This window comes from Siminovitchia sediminis (assembly GCF_042680885.1).
Taxonomy (GTDB): Bacteria; Bacillota; Bacilli; order Bacillales; family Bacillaceae_C; genus Siminovitchia; species Siminovitchia sediminis.
In genome coordinates this window covers 16,289-27,412 of sequence record NZ_JBHUEO010000058.1, presented here as the reverse complement: position 1 = coordinate 27,412, position 11,124 = coordinate 16,289, and the positions used below count along the sequence as shown (strand labels likewise).

The following is an 11,124-nucleotide window of genomic DNA, read 5'->3' as shown; positions in this document are numbered from 1 at the left end:
TCCTGAAAGTGGCGGGCATCCGCCAGCTGCTTTTAGGAAAAAAGCCCACAAATGCAAAATCAGGAGGAGAAAAACGATTCGGTTTTCTCCTCCTGATTTATTTTAGGGGCTATTTAGACAGCCCCTAGTCCACAATACGCACTTTTACACGTTTTTTGCCAAAGTTGTATGCTTGGCCTTTGGATCCGACATGAACATCAATTCTATTCCCCTTAATTGCTCCGCCTGTATCCCCGGCGACTGCATAACCGTAACCTTCTACCCATACTTTGGATCCTAAGGGAATCACATTCGGGTCAACTGCCACTACCTTCGCGTTAGGATTTGCTTTTAAGTTGATACCTGTAGCTGTAATGCCGGAACAGCCATTGCAGTCTGCCGTATAAGCTGTTGCATCCATATATACTTCTTTTCCTCCGCCGGCTTTAGCCTTTTGAGGGGAAGACACTTTTGCAACAGCTGACTGTGGCTTAGAAGAATCAGCAGGTGCGGGGGCAGCTTTCGTTCCGACTGCTACAATTTTAGCTGTGCTTTCTTTAATCTCTTCTTCGGAAACAAGAGAACGCTTTACTACTTTTCCATTTTCTTTGGTCACTTCATATTTTTTCTTCAGTAATCCTTTTTGGCCTTCTTGAATGACTTTTTCAGTTCCTTTTTCCAGATTGCCGTCCTGTTTGGTCACAACTTTAAAATCAACCGGTTCTTCCACTACATCGGAGACCTTTTCTACACGGATCACATCAACAGATTTTCCGGGAACCAATTCTTTATCCAGTTCCGGCTTAACCTGATCTAAATCTCCCAGCTCAACACCTTGCTGTTGTAAAAAGTCAGCGACCGTAGTCGAAGTTGTCCAAACCTTTTCTTGATTCTTCCCGTTGTTCAACACTACTTCAAAAGCTCTCTCAATGTCTATTGTCATATTCTCAACTACTTTTTCGTTGAGCGAGACATTGATTTGATCATGTTTGCTCAGTTCAATACTTTCTTCATGGAACAGCTGCCGGACGGTAGAGGCGGTTGTCAGCACCTTCTTTGATTCATCTCCGTCTGTCAGTATGACAGGCTTTGCCGGCTCCCATATCAGGGATAATTGATCTTTTACAGCCGTACTAGGATCATGTGACAGATAATCTGTTTCTTTTACGTCCACATCCAGCTCATTCAACATTTCGCCAATCGTGTCAGCATGTGTTTTGATCACGAGCTCTTCTCCATCAAGTGTAAGAGCAACTGTCTTTTTTGTTCCTTCGGTAATTAAAACCATGAGAGTGGCAGTGAAAACAAGCAAGCTTGCTACTGCCAATCCCAATTTCCTGCGGCTTCTCATCTCTGTACCCAAAAGAAAAACTCCTCCTTCTTCTCGTAAGCTTTTGCCCTTTCAGCAAATTTTTGTGATGAAGAAGTACGATATTTATTACAAGTTATATGTCAATGCCGAATAACTTCTTGGCATTTTCCGTCGTCTTCATTGCCACTTCTTCATAGGTCATCCCTTTCAGTTCAGCAATTTGTTTTGCAACAAGCTGCACATATGCCGGTTCATTTCTTTTTCCCCGGTAGGGATGCGGTGCCAAATACGGACAGTCAGTTTCTATCAGCAAGCGGTCCATTGGAACTTCCTCTGCTACCTTCTTTGGCTTTTTGGCATTTTTGAAAGTAACAGGACCTCCGAGTGAAATATGGAAATTTAAATCGAGACACTCTTTGGCTGTTTCCGCACTGCCGCTGAAACAATGCATAATGCCGCCGACTTCCTTGGCGTTTTCTTCTCTCAAGATCTGAATAACATCTTCAGTTGCTTCGCGGTTATGTATAATGATCGGCAATTGTAATTTTTTTGCCAGATCAATCTGCTTGCGGAAGACTTTTTTTTGAATATCTGGGGGTGATGTATCCCAATGATAATCCAGGCCCATTTCCCCAAGAGCCACAACTTTTGGATGGGAGGCTTTTTCTTCCAGCCAAGCAAGGTCGGCCTCTTTCATATTGATTGCATCCACCGGATGCCATCCGACGCTTGCATATAAAAAGTCGTAGTCATCTGCAAGCTGAAGCGCTCTCTCAATGGTCGGCCTGTTAAAACCGACAACGACCATATATTTCACACCCGCTTCTTTGGCGCGTGCGATCACTTCCTGAAGATCCATATCAAATTGCTCATCATTTAAGTGAACATGTGTGTCAAATAACATAGCTCAATCTCCTTCACTAGAGTATAAAGTAAAAATGAGTAACATAAGTCACAGTAAGTTAACATTTAGATTACAAAAAAAGAACATAGAGAGATGGCGTTAAATCAACATTTTTACAGCCATACCCTCTATGTTATCAATGTTTTCTGTATTTGTCGGAATTATCAACTATATTAAATTTAATTTACAACTGCTCCATTTGGCAGATTTTGATCCACAGAAGCAATCGACAAAATTCCGTCTTTTTCCCCGGCAAGGATCATTCCCTGCGATAATTCGCCACGAAGTTTCACAGGTTTTAAATTTGCCACCACTATGACTTTTTTTCCAATCAGTTCCTCCGGCTTATAAAACTCAGCGATTCCTGAGACAACTTGTCTCTTCTCATAACCTAGATCCAATTGTAATTTCAGCAATTTATCTGCTTTTTTCACCGGTTCACAATCAATCACCTGTCCGACTCTCAACTCAATCTTTTTAAAGTCATCCATTGTAATTTCCGGAGCCTGTACCGTCTGTTCCTGTTTCTTTTCATTTGCGGGAGCAGCAGGGCCCTTCATCTGATCTTGGATATATTGGATTTCTTCTTCCATATCAAGTCTCGGAAAGATAGGTGTTCCTTTTTTCACTACTTTTGTTCCGGAAGGAATATTACCGAAGGTTTCAAGACTCTCCCACGTTTGAAACTGCTCTTCTGTAATATTCAACTGATCAAATACCTTTTTAGGTGTCTGCGTCAAGAATGGCTGCAATAAGATCGCTGCTCTTCTGAGTGATTCGGCTAAATGGACCATAACACTTCCCAGCTCAGCGCGCTTTTCTTCATCTTTTGCAAGAATCCATGGCTCTGTTTCATCAATATATTTATTCGTTCGGCTGATCAATTGCCAGACAGAAGAAAGAGCTACAGAGAATTCCATGTTTTCCATTGCTTCTTCATACTGGTGAACAATCTGTTTGTTAACCTCCAGCAAAGGTTCATCAAATTTCGTGATGTTTCCTTCGTATGCAGGGATAGTCCCATCGAAATACTTATTGATCATTGCTACGGTCCTGTTCAGCAAGTTACCCAGGTCATTAGCCAGATCATAGTTAATCCTTTCGACAAATCCTTCAGGAGTAAATACACCGTCTGAACCAAATGGCACTTCCCTTAATAAATAATAACGAACCGCATCCAGTCCATATCGGTCAATTAGCATGACGGGGTCTACCACATTTCCTTTTGATTTGGACATTTTTCCGTCTTTCATCAGCAGCCAGCCGTGGGCAAATACTTTTTTCGGTAGTGGAAGATCAAGGGCCATCAGCATGATGGGCCAATAAATCGTATGGAAGCGGACTATTTCCTTTCCGACGATATGAACATCAGCCGGCCAATATTTCAAGTATTTCGAGTCGTCATCCGTCCCGTAGCCGAGCGCTGTAATATAGTTGGTCAAAGCGTCAATCCAAACGTAAATCACGTGTTTGGGGTCGCCCGGTACTTGGATGCCCCAGTCAAATGTTGTCCGTGATACCGCCAAATCTTCCAGGCCCGGTTTTATAAAGTTATTGATCATTTCATTTTTTCTTGACTCAGGCTGGATAAAGTTGGGATTTTCTTCATAAAACTGCAAAAGCCTGTTCGCATACTTGCTCATTCTGAAGAAGTAAGACTCCTCTTTTACCAGCTCCACCGGACGCCCGCAGTCAGGACAGTTCCCTTGATCAAGCTGGCGCTCTGTAAAGAATGACTCACATGGCGTACAATAGTAGCCCTCATATTCTCCGAGGTAAATATCTCCCTGATCCAGCAGCTGCTTAAAGATTTTTTGAACAACCGTTTTATGCCGATCCTCCGTTGTACGGATAAAATCATCATAGGAGATATCAAGCTTTGTCCATAACTCCTGAATCCCGCTGACGATATGATCCACATATTCTTTTGGAGTCACATTTTCCTCTTTTGCCTTTTTTTGGATTTTCTGCCCGTGCTCATCTGTACCGGTCAAATACATGACATCAAAACCCCGCATGCGTTTATAACGCGCCATTGCATCTCCGGCAACAGTCGTATAGGCATGGCCAATGTGCAAATTCCCGCTTGGATAATAAATGGGGGTTGTTAAATAAAAAGTTTTAAGTTTTTCTTTCACCATGTTTCCTCCCTCTCGCTGACAGAATGTCCTATATATACATGCTGACATCTACTCTTTGCATCTTGTCCTCTTCTACACTAAAAATATACGTGAATTCAACGATTCCTGCAACTTGCCGATGCTCCAAAGGAAACAGAATCCAAGCCTTTGGAAGGACGTTTATTTTCAAAATGGCAAAAGTATCTAGGAAATTCTATCTAATAAATTTACATTTTTTTAAACTTCTAATTGACGGACTTGGGAAAGACTGGTACGATAAATTTGATTACACCCAGGTAAAAAAGGATGAATTTTAAAATTTATATAGATACAATAAAAGCCGTATTGAGAGGAGAAAGCACTATGAAATCTACCGGAATTGTGCGAAAAGTAGATGAACTCGGGCGTGTCGTTATTCCTATAGAATTGAGGCGCACTTTGGGGATCGAGGAAAAAGATGCCTTGGAAATATATGTAGACGATGAAAAAATTGTCCTGAAAAAGTACAAACCGAGCATGACCTGTCATATTACCGGCAATGTCTCAGATGAGAATGCCCTTTTTGCCGGCGGTAAATTAGTGTTAAGCCGTGAAGGCGCCGAGCAATTGATCGAGGAAATACGTGAATCGTTTGAATTGGATAAAGTAAACAGCTAATGAAATAAGATAAAGTGCTGGCTCCCCTCTAGCGGCATACAACCTGGCGCTTCTGCAATTGAAATTGCTTTGCTGAAAAAAATTTCAATTGCGAGGAGTACTCATCGCCGGGTAATCATGACGCCTCCATAGGATGGAAGTTTGTAAGCGGACAGCAAGCGTCTGGGCCCTGCTTGGCTGGGGATTAACACGGGGGTTCTGTACGCCGGCTTGGATCAAAGCCAGCCGGGATACTTATAAAGCAGTTATCCTATTAAATGAAAAAGGCAGCTCCTATAATAGGGAGCGCCTTTTTATTTTCCAAGATGACATGATTGCTCCCATGGGGAAGGCGGCAAGCTGCCAATAGCTTCGTGAGCACTGCAGATAACGCAGCGTGGCTTTCCCTGACGACGAAAAGTTAATAAATGATCTGGTTCATGTGCCTTGAATCATTCTTGACGATCAATTATCTGCCCGTCCAGGATTTTGGACGTCATGAGCCTTCCTTGATGACCAAAGTTAGTTCATTGATCTAAAATTAGGAGCCTTGATTTATCCTTGGCAGCCGCTATATTGGGCCTCCTGAACAACCTTGACAAGTCAAAACTCCGTCCTCCAACCACTTTGGGGGGACATGAACGCCCCTCGGAACTGAAATGGAGAGTCACAAACGATCTTAGACTTGCCAAGGAACCATTTCCCGTACGCAAAAATTCCGTTCTGATAAACTTTTTTACGCAAATACTTCTGTCCACTCATCCTTATGCGCAAGCATGTTTTTTGCAATTTCTTTGGCACCTTCCAAACTATGGCTGGCCGCCCACCCGCACTGTACTTCGTTGCAGGCCGGAACTTCCGTCGCATCCAGTACATCGTTCAGCGTTTTTTCCAAGATTTTCAGCACGTCATCATAATCATCGTGATTGACCAAAGATAGATAATAGCCTGTTTGGCAGCCCATTGGACTGATATCGACAATTTTGTCGGAATGGTTCCGGCTGAACTCCGCCATCATATGTTCCAATGAATGAACAGCCGGCATTTCCATATGCTCTTTGTTAGGCTGGCACATACGAATATCATATTTGCGGATGACATCCCCGTTTTCCCCCTCGACAACACCTGCGAGACGGACGTAAGGTGCTTTTACTTTCGTATGATCCAAGTTAAAGCTTTCCACATTCATCTTTTTTTGTGTCATGCAGATCCTCTCCTTTTTTCGGCCACCATCAGCCATACAAACGTATTCATTCGTTTGAAATGGACCTGGAAGCAATATTCTTTACAAATTTCTTCTAAAAACGGAATGGTTGTGTAATATTCCGACTTCAAATCGGCTGCAAGCCGGTAAAATTTTTTCTTTTGTGCTTCTTTTATCATATCTTGTTTGGCTTTTTCATCCAAAAAAACAGTATCAGCAAAAACCATTTTTCCGGAGTCACCGAGCATTTGACTGTATTTAGCGATAGCTGCTCTTTTCTCCTCATCTTTTAAATGATGGAAGGCATATGTGCTTACAATCGTATCGGGTTTAAATTCAGGCGGCGGAAATAATAGAAAATCCCCTTTGACGATCGGGATGTTTGGCAGTTTTTCAGTCGCCTTCACCCTCATCCCTTTTGATGGCTCAATGCCATACACCTGCAAACCTCTCCTTACAAGCTTCTCCGTCAAATTACCGGTACCGACCCCAAATTCAACTATATACCCTTTTGAATTTTTTGCAACCTCCTCTAAGATCTGTTCATAATGCAAAAACACTTCTCGATATTCATTGTCTCCACCTCCGACTGTTTCATCATATGTCGCGGACCACGCATCAAACAAGTGATTAAAATCTTGAACCAAATTAATTCACTCCTTTCCTATAAAAATAGTATGAATTAAGGTATACATAATGTACCACTTTTTTACAACTGCAGCAAGAAAAAAAGAGAGCACGAGCCCATTTTCAATCGGACTCCTGCTCTTGATCCTCATCATGTATATGATAGGCCTGGTATACCTTTCGTTTGGGCAGCTGACGGTCGCTTGCTGTACGCTTGATGGCCTCTTTGGAAGACAGTTGCTCATGGGCAATATAATGTTCTACATGTTCTTTCAGGCCAAGCGCAGTCCACCACGGAGGCTGTTCTTCCACCTCAGTTTCACCACTGCCTTCTAAAACGATGCAAAACTCTCCGCGGATCTCTTCTTTTTCTGTCCAATTGACTGCCGAGGAAAGCGTTCCGCGCAAAAATTCCTCAAACCTCTTCGTCAATTCCCTGCATAATACTAATTTACGGTCTCCCATAATGGCATAAAGATCTTGTAAAGTTACCTTCAATCGATGGGGAGCTTCATATAACAAAATAGCTCCATCCTGTTTCTTGAGCTTTTCCAATTCGGCTTTCCGCTCTTTTTTTCCTCTCGGAAGAAATCCATAAAAATAAAAAGGCTGCGGCTGAATTCCTGACGCGATCAAAGCAGTTAATGCCGCGTTTGCTCCGGGCAGAGGGACAACTGCTATTTCCTCATTAAGGGCTTCTTGGACAATTTCATAACCGGGATCGGAAATAGATGGCATGCCGGCATCACTGACAAGCGCAACGTTTGCTCCTTGCAGCAGCCGATCAATAAGCTGGCGGCCGCTCGACGCCTTATTATGCTCATGGTAGCTGACAAGCGGCGTATGAATTTCAAAATGATTGCAAAGCTTTTTTGTGTTTCGTGTATCTTCAGCAGCGATCCAGTCCGCTTCCCGCAGTATCCGGACAGCTCGAAAAGTCATATCTTCCAGATTACCGATCGGGGTCGGCACCAAATATAAAGTTCCCTTTTCAGAGGCCTCATTGCTTTTTTGACTCCGCATTCCGTTCACCGGCCTTTTTCAGAAATTGTTCCTTTTCTGCGCGCGTCAGCTGCTTGAAAGCATATTCCGCTTTCATCGCTTCGCTTTTCCCATCATATTCCTCCACGTAAATCATCGACACGGGCGTGCGTGTCCGTGTATATTTTGATGCTTTTCCGCTGTTATGCTCCGTCAGCCTCCGCGGAGGATCCACTGTATAACCGCCATAAAAGGATCCGTCCCTGCATTCCAGCACGTAAAAGTAATGGCTACTCTTCTTTTCCATATAAAATCTCTCTTACTTCTGTAGTATAGTTGTTTTCATCATCATAGACAAACAGCGGGGGCAGCGCCTTTAAACCGGGATTGCCGTTTTTGATGCCCTCTACTAAAATCGTATTTGCTTCCTTCCCCAATTTCGGGTAGACAAAGCGCAGTCTCTTCGGCTCCAGCCGATAGGATCTCATCAGCGTCAAAATATCCATCAGACGTTCAGGCCGATGGACAAAAGCTGCTTTGCCCCCTTGGCGGAGAAGCTGGCTGCTTGTCCGAATTACATCTTCCAGCGTACATAAAATTTCATGCCGGGCAATGGCTAAATATTCATTATCGTTCATAGTATCCGGACTGTTAGAGGTGAAATATGGAGGATTGCATGTAACCACATCATACTTTGCATGTCCCAGCTTATGAACAACATCCTTCACGTCTCCATGAATCATATGGATCTGCTCTTCCAACCGGTTATATTGAATGCTTCTTTCAGCCATATGATAAAGTCTCTCTTGAATCTCTACACCGGTAATTGATGCTTTTGTCTTCCTGCTTAGCAGAAGCGGGATCACGCCATTGCCGCTGCACAAGTCAACGATACGTCCTTTTTGAATCGGTACATAGGCAAAACGGGCAAGCAGCACAGCATCCAGGGAAAAGGCGAAGACGGACGGGCTTTGAATAATTCTTAAATCTTCTGCAAGTAAATAATCGAGGCGTTCATCCCCAATCAAGTCTATCATGTTTTTTTACACTCCCATCCCTTCCAATAACTCACGTTTTATAGGTAAGATTCCAATAAAAGAGCCTTCCTCAACAGCAGGAAGGCCGCTTCATGTCAAACATTACTTTTTATTCAAAAAGGACAGGCAAAAAAGGCAATCTTCATCCCTGCGGGGGCTGCCAAAATGAACGTTACAAATGTGGAAGCCTTCCTGGTAAAGGCGGGCAAGATTATCATAACCTTCACCAATATCCATTTCGTTCATTCGATCAAAAACAGCGTGTTCTTCCCTTTCCCCATCGGGCAGTACGAGACCGGGCCCTTCTGTTCCTTGATCCAGATGTCGGCGCAGACGATCATTCTCCGACTTTAATGCATGGTTTTCCTCGATCAGCTCAGCCAGATACTGTTTCAGTTCAGCAAGCTGCTGATACAGCTGGCCAATCTGCATTTCCATATTGCTCACTGAATCGAAGAACTCCTTTTTATCCTTCACCTTACCACCTCATTATTCCGTGGCCTGAACAGACGTTACACTTTCACCCATGATCTCTTCCAGTGTATATTCCAAAACCCGCTCTTGGTCAGCAAGCTCTACCTGCATAATTCGCTCCAATATATTTAAACCGACCACTTTTCCCGACCCGCTCGGTGTATCAATGACTTCGCCAATATCCGGAAGAGCCGCTTTAGCCGCTTCATACTCATCATTTTCATACTTGAGGCAGCACATCAGCCTTCCGCATAAACCGGATATTTTTGTCGGGTTTAAAGAGAGGCTTTGATCTTTGGCCATCTTGATTGATACCGGTTCAAAATCCCCTAAAAAAGTAGAACAGCAGAGCATGCGTCCACATGGACCAATTCCGCCGAGCATCTTCGCTTCATCTCTGACTCCGATTTGCCTCAGTTCAATTCTTGTTCTAAAGATAGACGCCAGATCCTTAACAAGCTCCCGGAAATCCACTCGCCCGTCAGCCGTGAAATAAAAAATCACCTTGTTCCGGTCAAATGTATATTCTACATCAACCAATTTCATCTCCAGCTGATGCTCTGTAATTTTTTTTATACAGATGTTGTATGCTTCTTCGGCTGCTGCCTTGTTGGACTCCACGTTCTCTTTGTCCTGCTCATCTGCAAGCCTGACTATTTTCTTCAAAGGAAGCACCACATCATTTTCGCTTACTTGCTTTTTATCTGTCACGGCTTTTCCAAATTCGATGCCGCGGGCAGTTTCCACAATAACATAATCATCTTTGCGGACCGGATGATCCAGTGGGTCAAAATAATATATTTTACCGGCTCTTTTAAACCGGACTCCTACTACGTTATACAAAAGAAGGTCCCCCCTGCAAATTCAGCACAAGCTGTTCCATCAACAGCTGAGGATTCATATTTGCGTGTAATTTTCTCTTGGCCTCCAAAATTGCAGTCATCTGATCAGACAGCCGTTTCATTGAAGTATGAAGAGCATCCCTCTCCAGCATTTCCCGTTGATCAGGGTAGATGAGCTGTCTGTCCTTCCCCAGTTGTATGTTCAACATATCTTTATATATATATAATAAAAGAGACAGTCCCAGTTCATGCTGGGCTTTCTCTTTAAAGTGCCCCAGCCACTCTGTTTGAATGGATATCATGGCATAGAGCGAATTTTGTTTCATTGCTTCATATAATTTTAACACTATTTTTCTGGCTTGTGCAAACCAATCATCGTCACTCAGCCTCAATGCTTCCTGCAAATCATTCGTAATCATGGACAACAGAGCTGTTTTTCCTTTCAAGACACCAGCTTCTTCAAGCTTTTTTGCGAACTGCTCAGGTGTCAAGGAAAAAAAAGGGACGGACTGGCAGCGGGAAATAATCGTCGGTAATAATTGCTGCGGCTGCTCGGTAATAAGAACAGCTGTTGTCCCTGAATGAGGTTCCTCTAAAAATTTCAATAGACTGTTTGCTGCCTGGACCGTCATTTTTTCTGCATCTTTAATAATATATAGCTTTCTACTTGATTCCATGCCTGATTTACTAAATTCTGTCCGCAAAGCGCGAATTTGATCTATTTTAATGGAAAACCCATCTGGTTCAACATGGTGAACATCCGGATGGTTTCCGCTATTAATTCTTTTACAGTTTGTACAATGCCCGCAAGGATTTACATTTTGTCCACTTTCTTCGCAAAACAGGCTGGCCGCCATCAACAGACTGCCTGCCTTTTTTCCTGTACCGTGATCACCTTCAAACAAATAGGCATGAGCGATCCGATGATGCTCCAGGCTGTTTTTCAAGAGCCTGGCTGCAATGGGCTGGTCTTTTTCAAATTGGTGCCAATTCATATTCGGTCTTCAC

12 protein-coding genes are annotated in these 11,124 nt (G+C 43.2%); 1 reads left to right on the top strand and 11 read right to left on the bottom strand.

Annotated features, from left to right (window positions below):
• Positions 1–124: 124 nt before the first annotated feature.
• The 3 genes from ACFSCZ_RS15575 to metG all read right to left on the bottom strand — a co-directional run bounded on the left by ACFSCZ_RS15575 (position 125) and on the right by metG (position 4,333).
• The gene (locus ACFSCZ_RS15575; RefSeq protein WP_380775104.1) at positions 125–1,342 is read right to left on the bottom strand and encodes a ubiquitin-like domain-containing protein; all 1,218 of its coding nucleotides are present in this window, start codon (positions 1,340–1,342) and stop codon (positions 125–127) included.
• An 82-nt stretch (positions 1,343–1,424) separates the two neighbouring features.
• Positions 1,425–2,195 carry a TatD family hydrolase gene (locus ACFSCZ_RS15570; protein WP_380775102.1) on the bottom strand — a complete coding sequence of 257 codons (771 nt, stop codon included), beginning with the start codon at positions 2,193–2,195 and terminating at the stop codon, positions 1,425–1,427.
• A gap of 179 nt (positions 2,196–2,374) precedes the next feature.
• Positions 2,375–4,333 (bottom strand): methionine--tRNA ligase, encoded by a 1,959-nt coding sequence (gene metG / locus ACFSCZ_RS15565; protein WP_380775100.1) that lies wholly within the window; start codon positions 4,331–4,333, stop codon positions 2,375–2,377.
• Between the two features lie 345 nt (positions 4,334–4,678).
• Between metG and ACFSCZ_RS15560 the strand changes: the two genes are divergently transcribed.
• Entirely contained in the window at positions 4,679–4,972 is a 294-nt protein-coding gene (locus ACFSCZ_RS15560; RefSeq protein WP_380775098.1) for an AbrB/MazE/SpoVT family DNA-binding domain-containing protein, read from the top strand.
• Between the two features lie 715 nt (positions 4,973–5,687).
• Here the strand turns inward: ACFSCZ_RS15560 and ACFSCZ_RS15555 are convergent.
• The 8 genes from ACFSCZ_RS15555 to holB form a co-directional block, all read right to left on the bottom strand.
• The gene (locus ACFSCZ_RS15555; protein WP_380775096.1) at positions 5,688–6,155 is read right to left on the bottom strand and encodes an S-ribosylhomocysteine lyase; all 468 of its coding nucleotides are present in this window, start codon (positions 6,153–6,155) and stop codon (positions 5,688–5,690) included.
• Complete coding sequence (locus ACFSCZ_RS15550) at positions 6,152–6,802, bottom strand: class I SAM-dependent DNA methyltransferase (protein ID WP_380775094.1); 651 nt, start codon at positions 6,800–6,802, stop codon at positions 6,152–6,154. The genes ACFSCZ_RS15555 and ACFSCZ_RS15550 overlap by 4 nt, the downstream gene beginning before the upstream one ends.
• 103 nt (positions 6,803–6,905) lie before the next feature.
• Positions 6,906–7,805 (bottom strand): 16S rRNA (cytidine(1402)-2'-O)-methyltransferase, encoded by a 900-nt coding sequence (gene rsmI, locus ACFSCZ_RS15545; protein WP_380775092.1) that lies wholly within the window; start codon positions 7,803–7,805, stop codon positions 6,906–6,908.
• Positions 7,783–8,070, bottom strand: coding sequence for a GIY-YIG nuclease family protein (locus tag ACFSCZ_RS15540; RefSeq protein ID WP_380775090.1), 288 nt, complete (start codon positions 8,068–8,070; stop codon positions 7,783–7,785). The genes rsmI and ACFSCZ_RS15540 overlap by 23 nt, the downstream gene beginning before the upstream one ends.
• A complete protein-coding gene (locus ACFSCZ_RS15535) occupies positions 8,054–8,800 on the bottom strand; it encodes a tRNA1(Val) (adenine(37)-N6)-methyltransferase (protein WP_380775088.1) in 747 nt (248 codons plus the stop codon). Before ACFSCZ_RS15535 ends, ACFSCZ_RS15540 begins: the two co-directional genes overlap by 17 nt.
• Before the next feature lie 102 nt (positions 8,801–8,902).
• Positions 8,903–9,238, bottom strand: a complete 336-nt coding sequence (gene yabA, locus ACFSCZ_RS15530; RefSeq protein WP_380775108.1) for a DNA replication initiation control protein YabA — start codon at positions 9,236–9,238, stop codon at positions 8,903–8,905.
• Between the two features lie 51 nt (positions 9,239–9,289).
• Entirely contained in the window at positions 9,290–10,117 is an 828-nt protein-coding gene (locus tag ACFSCZ_RS15525; RefSeq protein WP_380775086.1) for a PSP1 domain-containing protein, read from the bottom strand.
• Positions 10,110–11,111: a DNA polymerase III subunit delta' gene (gene holB / locus ACFSCZ_RS15520; RefSeq protein WP_380775084.1), complete on the bottom strand. Its 1,002-nt coding sequence runs from the start codon at positions 11,109–11,111 to the stop codon at positions 10,110–10,112. Before holB ends, ACFSCZ_RS15525 begins: the two co-directional genes overlap by 8 nt.
• Between the last annotated feature and the right edge of the window lie 13 nt (positions 11,112–11,124).